The sequence below is a fragment of the Parasutterella muris genome (genome assembly GCF_943193095.1).
Lineage (GTDB): Bacteria > Pseudomonadota > Gammaproteobacteria > Burkholderiales > Burkholderiaceae_F > Parasutterella > Parasutterella muris.
In genome coordinates this window covers 60,846-80,587 of the sequence record NZ_CALPCV010000010.1, presented here as the reverse complement: position 1 = coordinate 80,587, position 19,742 = coordinate 60,846, and the positions used below count along the sequence as shown (strand labels likewise).

The following is a 19,742-nucleotide window of genomic DNA, read 5'->3' as shown; positions in this document are numbered from 1 at the left end:
GTCGACAATAAAAAAGTGGATCAAAAGCTCCGCTACAAAGGCTACCGGGTACTGGTAAGCGACGAAATATCCGATGCCAGAAAAGCCTGGTGCGCTTACCAGGAACGCTGGATAGTCGAAGATACATTTAAAACGCTCAAATCCCGCTTGGGCTGCTCAAGAAATCGAGTCTCGGACAACGAATCATTGACTGGTAAAACGTTTGTACAGTTCCTGGCAACCTCTATTGCGATGATTGTCAGAACCAGGCTGAGAAAATACAGTGAGGAGTGCAAAAAGAATAATAGTCTGCCGATGGTGTATGACAGTGACTGCAGAGTTCTGGACTCTTTGAACAATGTAATGCAGACCAGATTCTGCGGAGGTTACTACTTCGGTGAAATCGCAGGGAAAAGACGGATGTTATTTGAAGCCCTCGGGGTTCCGGTTCCTGATGCAGAGCCCGAAAAGGCGCAGGTCTACGAAGACGACGAAGAAGAGACAGACTTCTAAAGAAGATGCCTTCAGATTAAAAGCTGAGCCTCTGCTAGAGGCTCTAGATTCTGCAATATTTCAGTTATTCGGAAACGCACAAGGCCGGCACCTTGCGGATACCGGCCTCTTTTTAGCTTGTTAGAGCTTCGTGCGGATTAACTCCCATAACACCAGAACGAGGATGATTTTGTAATCAATATACAAATCACCTGTCCAGATTATCGTGTTATGTGCGATAATCTCCCACGAGGTTGGAAATGCGGTCAACATCTCAGTACCTCATAAGAAGTTAAGATTCAACAAAGCTCGGTCCCACCCGGGTTTTGTTTTATCTGATCCCTTTCGGGGCCCTCTACGGCATACACCGTAATCCTTTGCTAATTCTCAAAATTAAGGGATTGGCGCAGGTTTCGAGGGCGAAGACTTCGGATGAAGCTCATTTCCTTTCTTGGTTCCGAGATTGTAGCTTAGTTATCCGTTTTTACAAATTCCCGAATATCTTAGGTACATTTCGTTTGCGTACAGCGACACTAGGAGACGGATCGATTTCAAAAATCGGATGGGCCAGCGGCGCGATCACTGACGATGATGCCGAAACTGGCACTTCGAGCGCAATCTCAACAGTCCCAGTTACAGCCACTCAGTTGTTCAATTTCTCCGCGAATCGATCAACTCAAGTTTTTGGTGCCTCAGATACTGTTCAACCGTCCGCAATGCGAGCCCTTGTTTTGATTAGAGCGTTTTAAAATGCTCGGATGAGCGCCAATGCCCGTAAAGAATTGGGCTGTACGGTATCTGATGCTCCGTAAACGGCACTTGATCGTCTGGCGTCCATTCGTAGTGAACTAAACGATTCCCCTTCCGTTATGTTCGTAATCGTTTGGTGATTCGCCGATTTGTACTCTCCGTAAAAAGAACCCGTCTGATCAGGGTGTACTAACGTTGCTCCGCTAGTGTTGTAAAAAGATATACCACCTGCGTTATTCGGTCAGAAACACCCAGGCCCCGCCAGCGGAAAACTAACGGGGCCTTTTACTCAGGTGCTAGCAGTAAAGCATGAGAATCAAAGCGACCACCAACTTAATGAGAAATCGCAAGATTTGCTTTATACTAACGTTTAAGGTTTTTGAGTGCATAATAAACCTTCAACTTAGAGCGGCTCTCGGACGGCGAATCCTTGAGCCGTTTTGCTTTGGTTTTTGCTTCAATGATTGAGCGGGTAACCAGAGCGAAACCGTTCAATTCCTCGTTCAGTCATGCACACCTGAACAGGATTCTCAGATTGTAGCAAACTCTCAGAAACTGCTTTCCGAATATCACCGCTACATTACGGCTGCGAGCGGTCGCACTAGGGAACGGAACAAACCTATCAACAATTGGTTGGTCGGGAGGTGCGATCTCCGACACCGAGGTTGAATCTGGCGATTCAAGTTCAATCTCAACAAACACAGCTACCGGCTCTCAGGCGTTCAAATTCTCCGCGAATCGATCAACTCAGGTTTTTGGTGCCTCAAATACTGTTCAGCCGTCCGCCATGCGAGCGCTGGTTTTGATTAGGGCATTTTAAAATGCTCGGATGAGCGCCAATGCCCGTAAAGAATTAGGCTGTACGGTATCTGATGCTCCGTAAACGGCACTTGATCGTCTGGCGTCCATTCGTAGTGAACTAAACGATTCTCCTTCCGTTATGTTCGTAATCGTTTGGTGATTTGCCGAGTTGTATTCTCCGTAAAAAGAACCTGTCTGATCAGGGTGTACTAACGTTGCTCCGCTAGTGTTGTAAAAAGATATACCACCTGCGTTATTCGGTAACCCCTCAGCGATGTACTTTCCAATCTCCGAAAGCACCGTAGTGCCTTCAAGGAAACGGTGGTGCATATCAGGAATTGAGAAATGTGCTGAATCAGCACTTCCGCATTTCGTCCCAATTACGTCAAACAGCTCGGGATACTCCGTCCGAGACAGAGAGGCGCCGTTGCATAGCAGAAATCCCTCAGGGATTGTGTTTCCCATGTAATGCACAACTGTACCAATCGGCATGGCAGCCAGACACGATGCAGCGATTTCCGCTCGCAACAGCTTCTTCAGCCCATCAATTGCTGTCGTGACGTAGTTTTTGACAAAATTGAAAACACTCGATGGTGTTGTCGATTTTGTTCCGTCAATTCCAGCCTCAATGTCGGCCAGCGATGCTAATTTCACAACGCCAGCCGTGACAGTCGTTGCGGGAGGGTTGAGGAAATTTGTGTCTCCGTCGATAGTGATCACCGAACTACCACCCTGAACGACCAAATCGATCGACATCATGCCTTGCGAACCCGCGGCTTTCTGCAGAATCGCTCCGACCGGCTGCGAACTAACAGCAAACAGAGTTCCATCCTCTAGATAAACTCCAACCTCGTTCACTGTGTAGGCATCGGAACTGATATCGTTCATGGTCACATGGATAACGTTGTCTCCAACATCTCCACCAGTCAGTGCCTCTATGTCCTTAAATTTGTTCTGGAGCGCGGTTTGCTCTGCCGTGGGCGTGTAATTCCCTGTCCCAAGGCCAAATTTGGCAATTTTTACCGGGAGTGTGCCGTTGTGTTCGGCATTTACAAGCGCGGCAAGTCCTGCCGACGTGATGACAGCGATAGGCATAAAAATTTCTCCAATTGATTTAAATTAAATTCGTGTGTACGTAGCGGGGCGGAAAACTCCGCCGACAATGATTTGCCCCGTTATTGGCAATTGCTCAGAAATGCATCGTGCGTATGAAACTGGTCGGATTGCAGCCGAAATGTGGATTTGCCCCAACAGAGACTGGACGACCGTGAACGTGTAATGAGATCGAACGGGTTTTGCCTCATCCAGCAATCGAAAAAAATCCTCTTGAGATTCAGCGCTCAAGCCGCCAGAAAGCGAGCTGATCGACGCAACAACCTCAAATGTGTGAGGTTCTCCTCGCGGATTTTTCTCCCACCATTCTGTGATGGAAACGGCTGATCCCAGGCTAGCCAGAACTTTTTTAATTGCAGATAGTGTTCCCATTCTGCATTTTTGTGCCACAACCGTTTTTGCAACCTGTCGTTTCTGATTCAGTGGCCATGAGTCACGCCACGTGGTCAGGTCGAAACTGTAGGCCAGGTGATCGAGTTGCAGGCTCGTCAACTTGTCGACGTTGGCAAAAATAGCGCCTAAATAAAGAGACCCGGATGCGCGTTTGAGCTCCGGGTCTATCGCTGCGGCTGAATTCCGCACTCGTTGGTCATCTGAGATGCTTGACGGCAACAGGTCGGAAATCGAGATATCATCAATTGTTTTCATTAACCGTCCTCCAGCCCTTTAAATGTGATCGTGACGCCGGAACATTGAGCAACCTGGCTGCGATTCAGAGCCTGGAATGCCGGTTGCAGCGTTGCATGGTCGATTCGTCCTGCGCCTGCAGCTCGAATTCGAGAAATCAGCTCATCAGGATTGATGTCACGTCCAATTTTCGATTGCTGCCACGTGACGAAATCCTGAGCCGCATTTTCAACAGCCTCTTTGATTGATTCCAGTCGAACGACGTCAGAATTGAGAACGTAGTAATCAACGTTGACCTCGTAATTGACAGCGCTCGGACAGCACGCATGAACGTCATCGGTCAACGGGCGCACTTCTTCGCTAGCCAGATACGATTCGACCTCTTGCAGAAATGCTTCTTGAGGCAGTTCGCCTCCAGTCAACAACGTATAGACATTGACAACTCCTGGTGTTGGCGAATCCACTGCCACATCAATGATTGACGGAGAGACTGAAAATGCATGGAAAATGTACGCCTTCTCAGGCCCTGCAACAGAAAACGAATTCGGTCGTAGCCGGAGGCGCTCAGCATAGCTATCATCGCTTTCTTCGTCTGAACCTCCAGAGGATTCATTGATGTTCGCCGCTGTTGCTAAAAATGCCAGCGGTGCAACGATTGTCGATATTTGTCCAGCAAGATATCCATTACCAACAACTCCTGATTCGGTACATTCAGCCTGACCGACGGCTTGCAGTCCCCCCGGTTCTATCGCTACCTGTTCTGTCGTTTGGAACGTAACCTCGCCATTGGTAATTTGGAATCCTGCAGGAATAACGAATGCGCCAGTCAAGGCCTGAGTTAACGTAAATTGAATTTGCGTTACTGCACGATCGGCCTCCTGACGGGGACAATCAAGAAAGACGCCTAAAGCGTCTAAATATTGGTTTTGCGCATAGCTCAGTAAATTTTGCTGAGCAGCATGATTGAAAACCTGCCTGAGTTGGATGATTTCTGCGGCGATCGTCAGCAAAAACAATCGAATCGGATCACCCATAGCGAGAGACCGCCCGGAGGCGGTCTCATATCTGTTGATTATCGAGGCTCTAATTTGGTCCGGATCTGTCTCCATAAAATTGACATCCGGCAATCCCCAACGCGGGAAATTTTCCGACATATTTACTCCTGTATTTCCAGTGTCAGCCGCGGCATCGTTATTCCCTGATTAACGCTCTCTCCGTTCGTTGAAAAATCGATCGAGACCAATTTTGCCCTGGGCTCGTATTTTGCAAGGGCCTGAATCACAGCGGACTGGAACAGCATCCGTGAAATGTTTATCGGCTGGTCAAGCATATCCATCGACATTCCGAAGTCCCTATCCAGCGGAACAGAACCAACGACTGTTGAACAAATCGTTCGAACGTTCTGAAGAATCTCCTCGGCCACAGAGGATGGCGAGAAATTAACTGCGATAGGTTTAGATAAGTCCATCGAATAATCCATTTCCAACCTCCGAAAACGAAACAGAGACCTCGGCAACAATGCACGCACCGCCTTTGCCGAAAAATTTGTGTTGAACATCAAATTTATCCATCGCCATCATGCCCATATAAACTCCTCCAACGATGAGCGGCAGCGCTATATGTTGATCGAGTAATTTTTCCAGCAACGGGATTCCAATCAACGGAGCTATCCCTCGAGAGGCATCGAATCGCAGGCTAAACGACACCTCCAGAGGTGAATATCCCAAAAACTCCTTGATTGTTTTTCCTTGGTAGACAGAATGCTCCGCCCACCTGATCTGTTTCGAGGATTTCAGATCCTTGTAATTGAAAATTGCATTCTCTGAACAATAGAACGGCATTGGTCCATAACATCCTAAAACACTGGCCATATGTCCTCCTATGAAACATTGGGCGCGTGAACTGTTCCAGAGAACGTGCCATTACCCGAAACCGACAGATTCCCCGTTACAGAAACGTTGCCTCTGAACGTTAAATCCTGCGATGTAATCGTTGCACTGGAGCCATTCAACTGCATTGTTGTTCCTCCGACATTGAGGTTGAGCGTGGGTGTTTTAATGTTGACCTCCGCAGCCCCCTCGATGTCAACGGCCTGACCGGACTTAACGGAAACCCGCTGTGCTGCCTCGACATTGACAGAGTTCTGATCCAGTTTGATTCGTGTGCTGCCGATTTCAATTTCAAATGTTGAGGCGCTGCGATCAAAGCTGAATTTCGAACCATCAGCAAACTCAACCATGCGCACATCTGCAGAACTCGACGGAGGAACGACTTCCCCAGCGTAGATCGAACCTAGAATAAATCCGTCTTCAAGCCCAGCAGAACCGAACAAGCACAGAACATCTTCTCCAACATCAGGCAGGTGGAAATCTCTGTTCTCGATCGAATTCGGAATGACGATGGGCAGGGGGTCGCTCACAATTGAGTCATCCTCATCAAAAACCACACGCGCCTTGCATTGATCAGGTAACACCTCGACTACTTCGCCAAGTTTTAAAACAGCCATATTTCGATCGTTTTGATCATTTTCAAAAATCATGCTTTCACCCTATGAATCTGTAGTGATGTCGTGTATCCGCCACCTAACGAATGCGTGGCCGAATCTATATAGAAATTTCCGTCAAATGATCCGAATCCAGATAGAGCGATAACCTCTCCTGCGACGAACAATGGGTTTCCGACAACTGTGACCTCTCCGGTTATGCTCTTCGCATTCAAGGCGCGTAACTTCGCTTCGGCCAATCGTTTAGCCTCGGCAATGCTGGTGGCTCGTTTTTTCCACTGAAAATCCTGAGCAGATTCATCGGCATTCGGATCTGTAGCGGTGTATTCCATCACAGCAGGGTTAGTTTTTTTTGTTTTGATTCGGCGTCCGTGTTCGTCAAAAATATCAGCCTTAGCTGCAGAAGCCGGAGCGGCCTTGGTTGGCCGTCCGTATTTGTCAAACATCTCACCACCGGCGCAACCTTTTTTCTTGAGTTTCGGATTTCGATAGCTTACGGTCACGCTCTTATAGGTTTCAGAGTGAGACTGGCTGAATCGAAACGATAGAACCTCTGATCGCCCGACGGCAACGGTTGCAACCGGCTCCTTCTTCTCGTATTTTTCTTTGCTGAAAACAACGAGCTGCTTGTCTGTGACTTTTACGGACAGCCCATTTTCAGAACACAGCCGCTTTAAAAATTTCAGATTGTTTTCTCGGCTCTGATCCTGTCGATCAAATTGCGGATCGTCATCTGAATCAAACAGGAATTCCAGGTCAGCCTCCTCAGCTATTGTTTTTGCGATTGCAGAAAGTGTCTGAGATTCCCAGGCGCGGGACTTGACTAAACGCCGAATCGGCACAGCTAACGGAATAGAGACGGCCTGGATAGAGACGGTTCTCGGAGGACCTGAAAAGTCAATGCCGTCAACGAAAAATTTCCCGCAATAAAGCTCAGGCCCTTTAGACAGAGGTGTTCCTGTAGCGATGTATGCTTCCAGAACCATCCCTCCGTCAGGAGTCCAACTGCCGGCCCATTTCCCCGTTTCATCTTTTAGCGTAATGCTGATCTCGTCAGCTTCGTCTCCGTCTTTATCGCTATAGGAAAACGACAGTAGATCAGGATTGAGGTATTGCGTCATGTTCGAGGCGTCTGGCCCCCAGAGCACTCTCAGATACGCCTGACGGGGCTGAAAATTGTCAATCATCAGACCTCCTCGTTTTCCACGGCGGCAACCCCTGCAGTGTTTCCGCAGGAACGGCAATCTCAGGGGCCTCAACCTTCACGCCAGCCGGAAAAATAACAATCTCCGCAATATCCGGATTAGCTTGCATTAAGCGTGTCATGAACTTTTCCGTGCCGTAAAGTTTTTTGCTGATGATGTCCCAAGTATCCCCTTGGACTGTTTTGTACATAATCACCTCACTCAATACGCCAATCGGCGTTCGTTTGCCAGCATACGCTCCAGTTCGCGTTTGAGATCGAACGCAGCGGCGGACGCTCCTTGCCGTATATCGGATGCTGCATTACCAGTTCCCTGTACATTCACCGTGAGATTCACATTGACAGAGGGAGGAGGGGATACCATCGAATTACCCAGCATCGAATCAAGGCGAGAGAGCGGCAGAATTGCCTCTGGCTCGGCTCCCTCTCCGATGTTGGCCAAAGTTGAGGAGGTTGCAATGCCTCCACCGGCCAGCTGAGGTATCGGATTGAGCTGGAATCCGAGCCCTTGGCCTCCAATCCCCGGGACCCACGATGGAACCTGAACATTCGAATACTCATTGATTTTTTCAATGACGGAGTTGACCATTGCAATCATGGCATTTATTGGCGCTTTGGCCGCCATCATGGCTGATTCAAACGCCCCGCCAACAAATGAACCCAGGCCGGAAAATGCATTTTTAATAGTATCCCAAGTTTCGGAAGCAACCTCTTTTACTGATTCCCAGTTTTGATAGAGAAGGACGCCTGCCGCGATAGCTGTACCAATAACCGTTACAACCATGGCGATCGGATTAGCCGATAACACTAAATTAAATGCAGCCATCGTAATTTGAGCTGCTCCAATTACCGACTTGAACAAGCCAAAAATAAAACACCCGGTCTTAAATAAAGTGAAAGCAGGTAAAGCAGCGCTTGCAAACGCTCCAATTCCTCCGGCAAGAGTCCCGAATGCCGCCGTGATTTTTGGATGCTCATTTACGAAATCTGTTACCCAACTTACAGCTTTCGTGCCGACCTGAGTAATTTTTCTAAGTGCAGGCTCCAGCTTTTCATAGAAAGCAATAGTCAATCCCTCGATCGCACTCGTAAACGCCTTGTAATCACCAACTAAATTATTATTTTGGTCGGCTGCAACCTGTTGTGATGTCCCGGTTTTCTTCACGGCTTCTGTAAATTCTTGCAAAGCTCCCTTCCCAGCCTGCTCCATGAGAACAAAAGCCCCTGACATAGCCTCTGTCTCAAAAATGGCCTTTGTATAGGCTGCTTTTTGTGCTTCTGGCATCTTTGCCATTGCCTTGTTCAAATCGGCCAAGATGTCCGGAATCTTCCTCATATTGCCGGCGGCATCAGTGGTCTTAACTCCTAAAGCATCTAAAGCTTCTGCGCCTTGTTTACTCGGAGCTGATAGGCGTAGCATCACAGCTCTAAGAGTTGTGCCAGCCATGGATCCCTGAATACCTGCATCTCCCAATTTGCCAGCCATTGCAGCCGCTTCTTCAAGTGAAACGCCTAAAGACTTAGCCACCGGGGCTGCAAACTTCATCGTTTCTCCGAGCATGGACAAATTAGTATTGGATTTGGTGAACGTATTAGTTAAGACATCTCCAACTCGCCCCATTTCTGATGCGTCCAGACCCATACCGGTCAAAATATTTGAGCCGATATCGGCGGCCGTTCCTAAGTCAATACCTCCGGCTGAGGCGAGGTCTAGCATTCCCGGCATAGATTTAAGGATTTGATCTTTAGAAAAACCAGCCATAGCAAGGAATTGCTGTCCCTCAGCGGCCTGAGAAGAAGACCAAACAGTAGATTTTCCCAGAGTCTTAGCTTGTTCTCGGAGGGCGAGAAGATCTTCCCCGGATGCTCCGGAAACAGCGCCCACACGAGCCATAGCGGCATCGAAGTCTGCTCCGGTTTTTACTGCTCCCGCCATTTGCGAGAACATTGCGACTCCAGTTGTTGCTGCGTAGCCCTTGCTTGAATTGATCAGATTCCTTCCAGCATCCAGCCTGGATTGACCGCTTTTGGCAAATTTCATCCTCTTTTGAAGAGCCGTCTGCTTTTTTAGTAAGGTATCAAAGGAAACCCCTGCAGTTTTCGTCTCTGATTCAAGTTTAGCTAGTGCATTTTTCTGAGCTAACCAGGCATTCTTTGCCTTAAGAGACGCGGACTCCATTCGGTTAAATTCAGCTACTAATGACTTGCTTGGATTTGACATCCCAAGTAGAGTTCGTTTTAACTGATCGGCCGATTTGGCCGCCCAAACCCATTCATTTCGAGCTTTTTCTGTGGCTTCTCTTTGCTTCAGAACGGAGCTTATATCTGAGTTTGCCTTCTGAAGATTTTGAACGGCCTTTTCTAGGTTTGTTGTCTTTTGTGTCGCTTTATTCATTACGGTTGCAAATTGTGCTTGCAAAGCCGCTCCGACAACAAAAGCCATCTCGAATGTTTTAGATACCGACATGGTGTTATCCAAAGAAAAAGCCGCACAAAGGCGGCTTTCTTAAATTAAATAAAAAGTTAAGTTTCATCATCTTTTAGTTCAGGAAGCCTCCAAAGATGCTTCCTGAACCAATTGATGTAAGTTGTTTTCACAACAAAAGTGACCAAGCAAATTTCAAAAATAACGAAGTAAATCAGATCACGATAAAGAGGAGTCTCAATTTCTTGAATTGCTTCGTATCCCATCAAGATTGCAATATAAGGAACTAGGAGAAGAAGAGGCAGTCCTAAGATGAGCATTGCTGCGCACCAAATCATTCCGACTATCGAATGAAGAAAATCATCTATTAATGACATATCGGGCCTCTTTTCTGTGATTTCTTTAATTATAGGGGGTTCCTGGGCTTCTTAAAAGCCTTTTCTTCGAGTTTCCGAACCTTTTCTAATTCAGAAAGAAGTATCCTAGACCATTCCATCAAGTCCCTTATTGGCATGTTGTACCAATCCAAAAAAGAAAGCTTGCAGTCGGTTAGCGATAATCGAACGCAAAGACGCTTTAAATCTTGGATTGGATGTTTAGCACTTAGTCCTAACTGTCGAAAAAAGGGGAGACAATCCCGGAGAGTTTTAACCAGTCTCTTGCCGGCAAGTTTGTAAAGAACTCAACAGGCAGCTTCGATGCTCTTGCGGCTAAAAATTTCCAACTGGCTGCTGTTGGAATTCTCTGCCCCATCTTGGTTAGGTCTTCAACCTGGATCATGGCAGATTCAATATCGGAGCCTCTTAAACCGTCTAAGTCTAGTTCGATTTCGGAATATTCCTTATCTTCGAATTTATAAGGTTTAAAAAATTCATATTTCATTTTGTCTCCTGTTTAATTCATTCCCAGGGCTTTCCTTACGTTGCCCATCTGATCTGTACCGCCAACCTTAAAAATCATGTTGAGCTTGTCAATTTCAAGCGTTTCCTCATCATTGATAAAAACTCTGAGGTATGTTGTCTCAACAACGGTTGTTTGTTCCGTCTTTGCGTTCACCTCTGCAGACCCGAGAGCGGAAGTTTTAACCAGACCGCGTAGGTGAATCCGCACAGCCTTGACTTGATTACTGTCTCCAGACGCATTGATCTCGTTCTGTGCCAGTCTCAGGGTCAGACTGACAGGACCTTCTTTGAGCAAATTAAATGCTTCGCGGGTTAGACTGGACCAATTGATTGTGGTTTCCATCGACTGGAAGTGGCCCGGGATCGTTGTTTCAACCTCGCCTGCGATACCGGAACCGGAGAGGGTGTCAGTCATCCTCTGGATTTCAGGCATGTCCACAGTGCCGATGCCGAGGAAAACATTCCCCTCATCAGCAGTTACGTTGAAATTGATTGTGCGGTCAGGAATGTAGTTTGCACCATTATTTTCTGTCATTGGCGCCTCCTTTTAGGCTGCGAAGAGCGCGGATAAGGCGCTCGCATCATATTCGAGGATAAATTCAATTTCTCTGTTGGGAGAGGGCGGCGTGATCGTGACGTGGAATTTTGAAATTCCGTCGGAGAGATCTGAGATTGTATTTTCGTCCTCTCGGAACTCGATCCTGCCAGCAATCAGGTATTCGCGTGCAACCAAACCGTTGAGCCAGACCTGAATTGTGTTGGTGATCGTCTGGATCTGGCGACGATTGAGCGGTTTGTCCAAACGCGGCCAGCAGGTTTGCACCACGGTGTTCGTGATGTAGCAGAATATTCTCCGGATTGGGATGAATGCATCTTTTGGATCTGTATTTGCCGGATAACAGGCCGTTCTGTTTCCGAACGCTCTCAGGCCGCCGATAAAATTAAGTCCTGTTACGATGCCCTGTCCGTTTAAGTATTCTGCATTCGGCAGGCTGAGCGGGATTTCAGTTCCATCAGCTAGCGTCATACCTGTCGCGCTGAACGTTTTGTTGGACGGTGATTCATAGGGAATTCCACCGTTGTTCTCATCGACCTGTCCCATCAGCCCGACCAACTGGGTCGACATGTGATACAACACGGAGTCCTGCTGCAACATCGGCCAGCACAGGATTTGAGCTGAGTTGACAATGTTGTTTTCGTTTTTCCAGTTAGACGCCTCCGAATAGGATTTAACTGCCTCAGTCGGAATGTCGCAAATAGAAATCGCTCGAAATACCTCGTTGATGCTGGCCGCTTTAGCTGCCATCACAGTCGCAACAGTTGAATTGTTGGCAAATCCCGGAGCAATCAGAATGCCTGGAACGATTCCAAACAACGGGAATACATCCTCAATCAGCTCTAATCCCTTCTTGATTTCGACGTCGTTTACCATGGAAACGCCACCGATGATGTCATCGGCTGTGACCTGAGATGGATCGCATTTATCGGCAGAAAATGTGATCGCTGTGCCGGTTGGACATCTGAAATCGCCATCTTGGTTCTTCAATGAGGTGATAACCAACTGGCCAATGTCATCAAATGCGAGCAGATAATCCTCGTCGACCGTCAATGAATTGTCTGTGCCGCTGAGAACAACCGAATCGAGCAGAATGCCGGTTTCCGGTACAGTTGCAGATGCTGTTTTTGTGTCCAACGTGACTGTTGTTGTCGCTGCCTGAGTTTTATGTTTGGCAGGATCCAGCACGTTCACAATGACCGCAGGACCCACTCCGAACAACTGGAACTGAGAGAACATGAATTCAGAAATTGAGTATTCATATTTTTTCAGTCCGGAGGATGCATCCTCCTTAGGCGGAACATATCCGAATGCGGCGAATGCCTCTGAATAGTTTTGAACATATTTCACCTGATTAGAACCGCCGTCTGTCATGTTGACAGGGGCCGTTCCAACAATGAATGGAATGGCGCTTGGAACTGCGACAACAGGCAGAACGCTGCTTGCTACCTCAGAGCTGTGCACACGATGCATATATGCCATTTAATCACTCCTTTAAAATCTTTTTATAGAAAACGTTGAGGGGATGACCGGTTTTTTGAATGTCCAGACGCGCCTGAGCTAATTCGTCGACATAAACAATGAGGCCTGCAATTGCGGGCCTCTTTTCGATCATCGTTTTTATATGCGGCGGTATCGAACCGCCTTCAAACACAGAAAATCGGTTCAAGCCTGGCAGACGTGGACCGACGTAAATTTTTGCTTTAGCCATAAAGTGCCTTCTTCAGTTTCTCGTTGTAATCATCGAGACCGTCGGTATTAGGCAGGCCTCCTGTTTTGTTTATCGGAAAATCAATAGCCCATGTGGTTTTTAGACCCATTTGCCAATACGGCCAGGGCTGATCGTCAGTTAACGTATCCCATTCGATTTTTGGGAGCAGATGAAATTTTTGATCCAGCGGAGTCTGGGTGAATGGCAGGATCTCGTTTCGGATTCTGCTGCACACATTAAGCGCATCCCGAAAACCAACGGAATCCGCAGCGAATGTGCCAACAATGATTGAGACAACAATCTGCAATTTCTCCGATTCGGCAACAGACGAATCAGCGCGAACCATAACAAACGGGTAGGGATCATCTGAATTGTTATTCTTGATCGGTAGATACGAGTCAATGAATTTCAATTGCCGAGATTCCCCTGGAGTTTCGATATTCGAACCGCGCGTCGGCAAAACGACGTCAGTCATCCGAGATGCCAGAAATACCCTCAGGCAGTCACATAAATTTAATTCCACTATCACCTCTTATTCATTAGTCGAGAAATTTCATGCTCTAATCGTCTCTCGTAGGTTTCTTTGAAATCGGACTGGACTGCGTCAACCACACGTTCATTAGCAGCCATGCCGGGAACAGCAGGCCCGAACACTGGCTCTATCGGATATGAGCTGAATCCTTTTCTGCGCAGCAAAACTCCTCTGCTGACAAAACCTCGATCGATGCGCTGCACGCCGCCTTTTCGAATGCCCAGCCTGACGGCTTTACGTCGTCCGCCCGTTGTGTCGGTTTTTGGTCTCAGAGAAAACTCGCTGGCCAGGAGATTCCCGCCTCTAACCAAAATTTCCGCTTGAGTCGAACCAGAGGTCTTGACTCGTTTTGCCGTAATCGCAGATCGAGCTCGTCGTGCCTTAATCGCATATTCAGTTCGTATCTCTTTGCCTAGCACCGTCTTAGCATGAGACATTGCTCGCCCCATTGCCGCAAACGACGCTCGCTGGATGAGGCTGGATGCGCGTTTGAGTATCCGTTGAGCCTGAGCAAACGAATTAGAACTCATTCGTTGTTTTCCTCGCATGTAATCACGAGCATGCCGTGTTCATCGGACACTGACGCGACACGGTGGAACGTTCCGTCCACTGACAGTGTCTGATTCACCTCAGGCGTGTCAACGTCACCGATCCGGGCGTAAATCCTAATTTGATTTGAACTCAACCCGTAAAACGGCTCGGATACCCGTCCGGCATTCTGAATCTCCAGATCCCTGTCAATCACACATCGAGCGATTCGAGAGCCGATTCGACGTTCCCTCCCAAAAGTGCCGAGGAAAATCTCAATATCAGCAGCAAACATTGAGTCATAGTTACTCATCTTCAGACTGCTCCGTCTCCAAAGACTCATCAGATTCAATCGGCTGAGGAGTGGCCTTGACCTTCGATTTCTTCTGAGTTGCTCTTTCTAACGGAGCCGGCAGTGGTTTATCAGAGGGCCAATCGACCAGTTCCCCGGGGCAAAAAACTTTGCCTTCGTGATGTAAATAAAACTGGGGTCTGACAATGCATTTCATAGAGTTTCTCCAAAGAAAAAGGGGCCCGAGCCCCTCAAGAATTAGCTCAGAAGAGCGTCGGAGAAGAGGCAGAAACTCTTCGGGTGGCGGACTGCAATGTCGATTGACTGCAATGCGCGGATTTCAACGCCGCCAGATTTCCAGGAATCGCCGTAGCGATTGACGTCGATTTCGAGGAAACCCCACTCGCCAACGAGAAGGTCGGCCCAGTTGCCAAAGTAAATTTCATTACAGGTTGTTGCAGTGCCTTTTGTCAGTCCACCGCGAACTTGATTAGAGCGGCCAACAGCATAACCGTTGACCTCACCCGGGAAACCATTACGAACCGCCTCAGTGATAGGTTTCCAGATGTAATCGCCGGAAGAGTTCTTAATCTTCTTCAAAAAGCCGATTGTGGCTGCGTTGCACAGGTAGTACATATTTGTGACGTCAGCATTTTCAGTGGCAACCTGAGTTTCCATATCGATGAGATGATCAAATGTCAGAGCTGCGCCGTTTTCACTGCCCTCAACTGTGCAAATTCCCGGCACATTCGCGATGCCGGTAGGCTCATTGTTTGTTCCAGAGCCACAGAGAGCAGCAAGGTCAATGCCAAGAGCCAAAGAAACAGCCAGCTCATTACGGACAAAAGCCTCAACATTCATGCTGGATTGGAGCAGCAGATTTCTAGAAACAGAAGAAATCGCACCGATTGTTTTTGGTTTCAGAGCAACCTTATCAAACACCGCGTTGCTTTCTGTCGGCTTTCCGTTTTCAGCCAGCCAATATGTAGTCGATGCTCCGGTTTGTCTAGGAATTTCAACGTTTCCGACAAGGCCGGAAATTACGGTCGCGCCCATACGAGTAACCATTGCTTTTGCTCGAAGAAGATCAATGAAAGATCCAGTTCGAAGCTCATTTTCAACAAGGTTCCCGCCCTGCGTGGCCTGACCAACTACATATCCGCGCGTGGTATCACGCTGCATTGTGATGTCGCTGGGCATGAAAAAGCCGCTTGTTTCGCGGCCGCTGCGTTTTGCAAGCGTTTGAGAAACTTCGCGTTCAAATCCCGCCTTACTCCAGTCGCCAGTCATTGCTGCATTCAATGCACGGACCAGGCTGAAATTGCTTCTTTCTGTGGCTGTCAGACCGATGTCTTCGGAGATTCCTCTGGAAGCGGCTCCGACCGGGGCGGCGGAACGATTGCCGAGAAGATCTAAAACATGTGAGCGAATATTTTCGATGGACTCATTGGAGCGGATCATGTTTTCGCGTTCGGAGTCCTCGATATTGAACTGGCGGCAGAGAGAATAAATATTCTCAATGCGCTGGCGTTCAGCCTTGCGAACCTGTTCGCGTTCTGCCTCCACGCGACGGGCCTCTGTGATCGCTGCTTCGCGAACATTTTCTCTGACCTGTTGCTCGGAATCATTAACAGTGTTTTCAGAATTTTCTTGGTCTCTAGTTGCCATCTTTTTTTCCTTTAAGTTGGTTTCAAAATGTCTGTAAACGCCGACGTTCGAATCGGCGGGAATAGTTACAAGGGAAACCTCAAAGATTTCCCATGAGGTCGCGATAATCTGATCGTCCTCACGGTTTTCTCCACGAATTTCGTCGTAATCTCTGATTTCGTATTGGAACGAGCAGTTAACGAGAACTCGTTCGTCAACCATCGCCTTAGCCTTTTGCCCGTCCTCTGAAGAAGAAAAACGGACCGTTGCATAGGTCCTGTGTTCATCCTGATCGAGTTTCTCGACAATGCCGATTAACTTATTGCGGTCATGGTTAAAAAGAAGGGGAAGCGTTTTTTGTCGCTCCCCCATAACCATGGCACCAGGCTTGTGGCTCAGAATTTCTTGTCCGTACCACCGTTGAATCGGCGTATCGGATGCAACCGGGAATCTAATCACACTCGAATTCTGATCCTCCGAACGTTCAAATACTGCAGAACGCACTTGTCCGCGAAGCTGGTCCGCAGTCAACTCAGTCCTCTTTTTCGTCACTTTTATCCTCCGTACTCTCCTTTTGCTGTTTCAAAACCTGACTGTTTGTTGTTACTCCGTAAAATTCCGCAGTGGCTTTATCCTTTGCCCGCTGCTTGCAAATGTCTTCAAAGTCTTGGCCGTTGCCCATTGCGGCAACGACATCGCTATCAGACATAAAGCCGGCGTTCCGAGCATTGATATATGCAGTAACTTCTTTTGCCGGATCGACCCATGACCAACCGCGAGGTTTGAATCTGACTGTTTGATAACGTTCCTTGTTTTCGAAATATCCGGGCAGATTCAGACGCCCGGACAAAACGGCGTGATCCAGCCAGTCACAGAAAATAGGCTTCAGGAATTTTTCAATCAGCCACGTCTGCAACACCCGCCATTGATCCCGATCATCGAGCAACGCGAGACGGGAGCTGGAATAGTTGCTCTGCGAATAATCGCGGGACAACGTTTCGTAGGAAACCCCGACGCCCGCGGCAACTTCTCTCAGCATGTAACGCATAAATGCATCGATGTTTGAGTTGGGTCGAGACGGCGTAAAGCCTTCAAATTTTTCTCCCGGGAGCAGGCGCTGGAACATTCCGGGTTCGGACCGGAGATATTTCGGGATCGGTTTCCCGTCGTTTTCCAGATCACCATCATCGACAATCTCTCGCTGCACAAAGCCGACAATATTTGCTGCCGCCCTTGCTGCCACGATTTCGGAATTGACATAACCGCCCATGTCCCGAAGTTTTTTCAGGACAGAATGCAGCCACGGCGTTCCTCGGGTTTGAGGCCATCGCTCGACCAAATACAAATGGACGATGTCAACGGCCGGAATGTAGAGCAGTTGGTTCTGTGTATAGGCGGAAACATTGATGTCGCCCGGATGATTTGGCCAAAACCAATAGGCCTGCGGACGCATCCACTGGTTTACCTCAACGCCCAACCGCACCGTATTGCCGCGCTGGCTCGGAGTTAAAGTGCATTCGTTATCGACCAGAAGGTCAGACTCAATGACCTCCAGGCAAAACGGGACATCAGAGCGGCCAAAGCCGTCGTGAATTTTCCGGACAAGAATTTCACCGTCCTGGAAAACCGAGCCGATGATTAACCTCATCATCTCAGTCATATTCAGCCGGCCGGCGGCGTGACAGTTGTCTGCCTCGCACCATTCATACCAAGCGGCCTCAATCAGATCATTAGTTTTTTGATCGGGTTTCCCGTCCTTCGTTTGGACTTGACACTGGATTCCAATGCCTTGGCCAACGACGTTGTTCTGGATCATTCGCCGCAGGTTTAAGGCGTGCGGATTGTCACGAATCATTTGGCGACTGCGGGCTCGAAGCGTTCTAAGATCACCCCGCAACTCAGTGTCCTGAGTCGTGTCCCCGGCATTGAGCCAGTCAGCTGTTAATCGCCCGGTTTTTGCAGACTCAAATGACCGAAGCCCATTTTTCTTGATTCTTTTCTTTGATTTACTCATCTGAATTCAACCAATAAAGTATGCGGGTCAACGCCCCGGGCTCGGCATTCCTCAAGGAAAACCTGTTTTTTCCAATATTCGATGAGATCAAACAGCTCCTGAGGGGAGTTGAATGTCATGGAACGGGAGCCGATCGTGTAACTTTTGACATGCCCGTTGGTTCCTGTATAGGTTTCCAATGCGCGCTGAGCTGCCTCCAGGCACTGGCGAGCCCTCGACTTGAATGAAGCCGGGCGACTGTTTTCCAGCGAAACGATGGAAACCTCTTCAACCAAGAAAGTTTTCCGGAGATTTTTCCCAGACACCTGAAGCAATACATCCCCGGACTTTCCGGAGAGATTTTCGGACACCCCCGGGGGCATGATGATCACGATAAAATCACCAGACGTTTCAACCAGCAGGGCCGGCTGATCCTTACCTTCGGCCGGATTGAAAAACGCGGACCATGCCGCGTTTTTCGGAATCTCTTTCGGGTTCAAATATCGAACCGGAAGCAATCGCCAGGTGTGCGAATCGCCTGCAATGATGCTTACCATTCACTGTCTCCAAAATAAGGTGGCGGCTCGTCATAGCCGTCAAACATTTGTTGCTTACGCTTAGGTTTGGTTTTTTCTTCCGGGAGCGGCTGAGGTGCCGGCTGCTGTTCAATCGGCTGCTGTATCGTCTCGGTTTCTGCTTCAAACGAGAGCGATTCCTGAGCCTGCTGCTGAAATTCAAGGAGCCATCGGGCCGAGGTCCACATGTGCAGTTTCAAACTGCGCGCTGCATGCAACGCGTAAACCTCGCAGTCCAGCGCCTCGTTTCGTACCGAGCTCTTTTTTTGCCAGACTCTTTTTCGGGAATTTCTGGCTGGAGCCTTTACCTCGCTCACCAACTGTTCAAAGTAGTCCGGACGGACCTCTTTGTACCAATGCATACGCCCCGGGCCTTTGCCCTGGAGCTTGATGCGGCCGGCATTAGCGTCCACGCCAAGAATTAAGTCTTTCGCTCTGGAGGTTCCGACAATGAACGGACGCAGGCCGAACTTCGAAGCCTTCTGTTTGTAATTCAAATCAACGGAAGCCCTCGGGGTCGAGAAGATTTCCTTCGAATCATCGTTGACCGAAGATCCTTTGATCGCCATCAAGCCGCGGCGTTTCCTTTTCCGGACAAACGTGTAAACCGCGTCAGAAGTTTGGCCGTCGGACGAGTCAATGGAAGCTGCTCGAACTTTTAGCTTGCTGCCGTTCGGAGTCGGAAACTCTGAAAGGAGCAGGGCATCCAAATCCTTCCAGGCACCAGCCTCCGGAACCATTGTCTGTCCGTAAATTTCGCCCCACCAAACCAGCCAAGATTCCTCGCCGACGCCCCAGGCGCGGATGATTACGGCCAATCGGTCGTGCTGAACGTCGATTCCGGCAGTCAAAACCACACCGTTGACCGGTATTGTCTTCTCCGGATAATCCTCGGCGCGTGCTGCCAGGTCGGCAGTGTCTGGAAGGTCACTGGCGAATTCGTAGGGAAGGCCGAGCTGGTTATTGACGAAGCTCTTCATAAAGCTGTCGTCTCCGGCATCGAGCTTCGCTTTAGCGCTCAAATACTTTTTAGCGATTTCGGCCAGGCTCGATCCGGGAAACGGGCTGTAAAGCTCGTTAATGTAAAAGCCGGCAATGCCTGTGAAGGCGGC

Annotated in this window: 23 protein-coding genes; 1 reads left to right on the top strand and 22 read right to left on the bottom strand. The window is 48.6% G+C overall.

What is annotated here, in order from left to right; all coding sequences use genetic code 11:
• The coding region (locus NFR90_RS05400; protein ID WP_251451270.1) for a transposase at positions 1–492 on the top strand (492 nt) is incomplete at its 5' end.
• Positions 493–2,037: 1,545 nt separating this feature from the next.
• Here the strand turns inward: NFR90_RS05400 and NFR90_RS05395 are convergent.
• The 22 genes from NFR90_RS05395 to NFR90_RS05290 all read right to left on the bottom strand — a co-directional run bounded on the left by NFR90_RS05395 (position 2,038) and on the right by NFR90_RS05290 (position 19,727).
• Positions 2,038–3,117, bottom strand: a complete 1,080-nt coding sequence (locus tag NFR90_RS05395; RefSeq protein WP_251451262.1) for a tail fiber protein — start codon at positions 3,115–3,117, stop codon at positions 2,038–2,040.
• Positions 3,118–3,141: 24 nt separating this feature from the next.
• Positions 3,142–3,783, bottom strand: a complete 642-nt coding sequence (locus NFR90_RS05390; RefSeq protein ID WP_251451260.1) for a phage tail protein I — start codon at positions 3,781–3,783, stop codon at positions 3,142–3,144.
• Positions 3,783–4,916 (bottom strand): baseplate assembly protein, encoded by a 1,134-nt coding sequence (locus tag NFR90_RS05385; RefSeq protein WP_251451258.1) that lies wholly within the window; start codon positions 4,914–4,916, stop codon positions 3,783–3,785. The genes NFR90_RS05390 and NFR90_RS05385 overlap by 1 nt, the downstream gene beginning before the upstream one ends.
• A 2-nt stretch (positions 4,917–4,918) precedes the next feature.
• On the bottom strand, positions 4,919–5,230 hold the full coding sequence (locus NFR90_RS05380; protein WP_251451252.1) for a GPW/gp25 family protein: 312 nt from the start codon (positions 5,228–5,230) through the stop codon (positions 4,919–4,921).
• Positions 5,217–5,633, bottom strand: coding sequence for a phage tail protein (locus tag NFR90_RS05375; RefSeq protein ID WP_251451250.1), 417 nt, complete (start codon positions 5,631–5,633; stop codon positions 5,217–5,219). Before NFR90_RS05375 ends, NFR90_RS05380 begins: the two co-directional genes overlap by 14 nt.
• Before the next feature lie 8 nt (positions 5,634–5,641).
• Positions 5,642–6,301: a phage baseplate assembly protein V gene (locus NFR90_RS05370; protein WP_251451248.1), complete on the bottom strand. Its 660-nt coding sequence runs from the start codon at positions 6,299–6,301 to the stop codon at positions 5,642–5,644.
• Positions 6,298–7,452 (bottom strand): phage late control D family protein, encoded by a 1,155-nt coding sequence (locus NFR90_RS05365; RefSeq protein ID WP_251451246.1) that lies wholly within the window; start codon positions 7,450–7,452, stop codon positions 6,298–6,300. Before NFR90_RS05365 ends, NFR90_RS05370 begins: the two co-directional genes overlap by 4 nt.
• A complete protein-coding gene (locus NFR90_RS05360; RefSeq protein ID WP_251451244.1) occupies positions 7,445–7,660 on the bottom strand; it encodes a tail protein X in 216 nt (71 codons plus the stop codon). Before NFR90_RS05360 ends, NFR90_RS05365 begins: the two co-directional genes overlap by 8 nt.
• Positions 7,661–7,671: 11 nt before the next feature.
• On the bottom strand, positions 7,672–9,936 hold the full coding sequence (locus NFR90_RS05355; RefSeq protein WP_251451242.1) for a phage tail tape measure protein: 2,265 nt from the start codon (positions 9,934–9,936) through the stop codon (positions 7,672–7,674).
• Between the two features lie 56 nt (positions 9,937–9,992).
• Positions 9,993–10,271, bottom strand: coding sequence for a hypothetical protein (locus tag NFR90_RS05350; protein WP_251451240.1), 279 nt, complete (start codon positions 10,269–10,271; stop codon positions 9,993–9,995).
• A gap of 232 nt (positions 10,272–10,503) precedes the next feature.
• Positions 10,504–10,776, bottom strand: coding sequence for a phage tail assembly protein (locus NFR90_RS05345; RefSeq protein ID WP_251451238.1), 273 nt, complete (start codon positions 10,774–10,776; stop codon positions 10,504–10,506).
• Between the two features lie 12 nt (positions 10,777–10,788).
• Entirely contained in the window at positions 10,789–11,331 is a 543-nt protein-coding gene (locus NFR90_RS05340; protein WP_251451236.1) for a phage major tail tube protein, read from the bottom strand.
• A gap of 12 nt (positions 11,332–11,343) precedes the next feature.
• The gene (locus tag NFR90_RS05335) at positions 11,344–12,834 is read right to left on the bottom strand and encodes a phage tail sheath family protein (RefSeq protein ID WP_251451234.1); all 1,491 of its coding nucleotides are present in this window, start codon (positions 12,832–12,834) and stop codon (positions 11,344–11,346) included.
• Positions 12,835–12,838: 4 nt separating this feature from the next.
• Positions 12,839–13,063 carry a hypothetical protein gene (locus tag NFR90_RS05330; RefSeq protein WP_251451232.1) on the bottom strand — a complete coding sequence of 75 codons (225 nt, stop codon included), beginning with the start codon at positions 13,061–13,063 and terminating at the stop codon, positions 12,839–12,841.
• Positions 13,056–13,538, bottom strand: a complete 483-nt coding sequence (locus tag NFR90_RS05325; RefSeq protein ID WP_251451224.1) for a hypothetical protein — start codon at positions 13,536–13,538, stop codon at positions 13,056–13,058. The genes NFR90_RS05330 and NFR90_RS05325 overlap by 8 nt, the downstream gene beginning before the upstream one ends.
• A gap of 50 nt (positions 13,539–13,588) precedes the next feature.
• A complete protein-coding gene (locus NFR90_RS05320) occupies positions 13,589–14,125 on the bottom strand; it encodes a phage tail protein (protein ID WP_251451216.1) in 537 nt (178 codons plus the stop codon).
• Positions 14,122–14,436 carry a hypothetical protein gene (locus NFR90_RS05315; RefSeq protein WP_251451214.1) on the bottom strand — a complete coding sequence of 105 codons (315 nt, stop codon included), beginning with the start codon at positions 14,434–14,436 and terminating at the stop codon, positions 14,122–14,124. The genes NFR90_RS05320 and NFR90_RS05315 overlap by 4 nt, the downstream gene beginning before the upstream one ends.
• Entirely contained in the window at positions 14,429–14,632 is a 204-nt protein-coding gene (locus NFR90_RS05310; RefSeq protein WP_251451212.1) for a hypothetical protein, read from the bottom strand. The genes NFR90_RS05315 and NFR90_RS05310 overlap by 8 nt, the downstream gene beginning before the upstream one ends.
• A 41-nt stretch (positions 14,633–14,673) precedes the next feature.
• Positions 14,674–16,614: a phage major capsid protein gene (locus tag NFR90_RS05305; RefSeq protein WP_251451210.1), complete on the bottom strand. Its 1,941-nt coding sequence runs from the start codon at positions 16,612–16,614 to the stop codon at positions 14,674–14,676.
• The gene (locus NFR90_RS05300) at positions 16,595–18,076 is read right to left on the bottom strand and encodes a phage portal protein (protein ID WP_251451208.1); all 1,482 of its coding nucleotides are present in this window, start codon (positions 18,074–18,076) and stop codon (positions 16,595–16,597) included. The genes NFR90_RS05305 and NFR90_RS05300 overlap by 20 nt, the downstream gene beginning before the upstream one ends.
• Positions 18,073–18,612, bottom strand: a complete 540-nt coding sequence (locus NFR90_RS05295; RefSeq protein WP_251451206.1) for a hypothetical protein — start codon at positions 18,610–18,612, stop codon at positions 18,073–18,075. Before NFR90_RS05295 ends, NFR90_RS05300 begins: the two co-directional genes overlap by 4 nt.
• Complete coding sequence (locus tag NFR90_RS05290; protein WP_308645416.1) at positions 18,606–19,727, bottom strand: terminase gpA endonuclease subunit; 1,122 nt, start codon at positions 19,725–19,727, stop codon at positions 18,606–18,608. Before NFR90_RS05290 ends, NFR90_RS05295 begins: the two co-directional genes overlap by 7 nt.
• Positions 19,728–19,742 lie beyond the last annotated feature (15 nt).

Excerpts from the sequence above, each read along its gene's own strand:
- NFR90_RS05395 (WP_251451262.1), bottom strand. The coding sequence starts at position 3,117 with ATGCCTATCGCTGTCATCACGTCGGCAGGACTTGCCGCGCTTGTAAAT.
- NFR90_RS05390 (WP_251451260.1), bottom strand. The coding sequence starts at position 3,783 with ATGAAAACAATTGATGATATCTCGATTTCCGACCTGTTGCCGTCAAGC.
- NFR90_RS05385 (WP_251451258.1), bottom strand. The coding sequence starts at position 4,916 with ATGTCGGAAAATTTCCCGCGTTGGGGATTGCCGGATGTCAATTTTATG.
- NFR90_RS05380 (WP_251451252.1), bottom strand. The coding sequence starts at position 5,230 with ATGGACTTATCTAAACCTATCGCAGTTAATTTCTCGCCATCCTCTGTG.
- NFR90_RS05375 (WP_251451250.1), bottom strand. The coding sequence starts at position 5,633 with ATGGCCAGTGTTTTAGGATGTTATGGACCAATGCCGTTCTATTGTTCA.
- NFR90_RS05370 (WP_251451248.1), bottom strand. The coding sequence starts at position 6,301 with ATGATTTTTGAAAATGATCAAAACGATCGAAATATGGCTGTTTTAAAA.
- NFR90_RS05365 (WP_251451246.1), bottom strand. The coding sequence starts at position 7,452 with ATGATTGACAATTTTCAGCCCCGTCAGGCGTATCTGAGAGTGCTCTGG.
- NFR90_RS05360 (WP_251451244.1), bottom strand. The coding sequence starts at position 7,660 with ATGTACAAAACAGTCCAAGGGGATACTTGGGACATCATCAGCAAAAAA.
- NFR90_RS05355 (WP_251451242.1), bottom strand. The coding sequence starts at position 9,936 with ATGTCGGTATCTAAAACATTCGAGATGGCTTTTGTTGTCGGAGCGGCT.
- NFR90_RS05350 (WP_251451240.1), bottom strand. The coding sequence starts at position 10,271 with ATGTCATTAATAGATGATTTTCTTCATTCGATAGTCGGAATGATTTGG.
- NFR90_RS05345 (WP_251451238.1), bottom strand. The coding sequence starts at position 10,776 with ATGAAATATGAATTTTTTAAACCTTATAAATTCGAAGATAAGGAATAT.
- NFR90_RS05340 (WP_251451236.1), bottom strand. The coding sequence starts at position 11,331 with ATGACAGAAAATAATGGTGCAAACTACATTCCTGACCGCACAATCAAT.
- NFR90_RS05335 (WP_251451234.1), bottom strand. The coding sequence starts at position 12,834 with ATGGCATATATGCATCGTGTGCACAGCTCTGAGGTAGCAAGCAGCGTT.
- NFR90_RS05330 (WP_251451232.1), bottom strand. The coding sequence starts at position 13,063 with ATGGCTAAAGCAAAAATTTACGTCGGTCCACGTCTGCCAGGCTTGAAC.
- NFR90_RS05325 (WP_251451224.1), bottom strand. The coding sequence starts at position 13,538 with ATGACTGACGTCGTTTTGCCGACGCGCGGTTCGAATATCGAAACTCCA.
- NFR90_RS05320 (WP_251451216.1), bottom strand. The coding sequence starts at position 14,125 with ATGAGTTCTAATTCGTTTGCTCAGGCTCAACGGATACTCAAACGCGCA.
- NFR90_RS05315 (WP_251451214.1), bottom strand. The coding sequence starts at position 14,436 with ATGAGTAACTATGACTCAATGTTTGCTGCTGATATTGAGATTTTCCTC.
- NFR90_RS05310 (WP_251451212.1), bottom strand. The coding sequence starts at position 14,632 with ATGAAATGCATTGTCAGACCCCAGTTTTATTTACATCACGAAGGCAAA.
- NFR90_RS05300 (WP_251451208.1), bottom strand. The coding sequence starts at position 18,076 with ATGAGTAAATCAAAGAAAAGAATCAAGAAAAATGGGCTTCGGTCATTT.
- NFR90_RS05295 (WP_251451206.1), bottom strand. The coding sequence starts at position 18,612 with ATGGTAAGCATCATTGCAGGCGATTCGCACACCTGGCGATTGCTTCCG.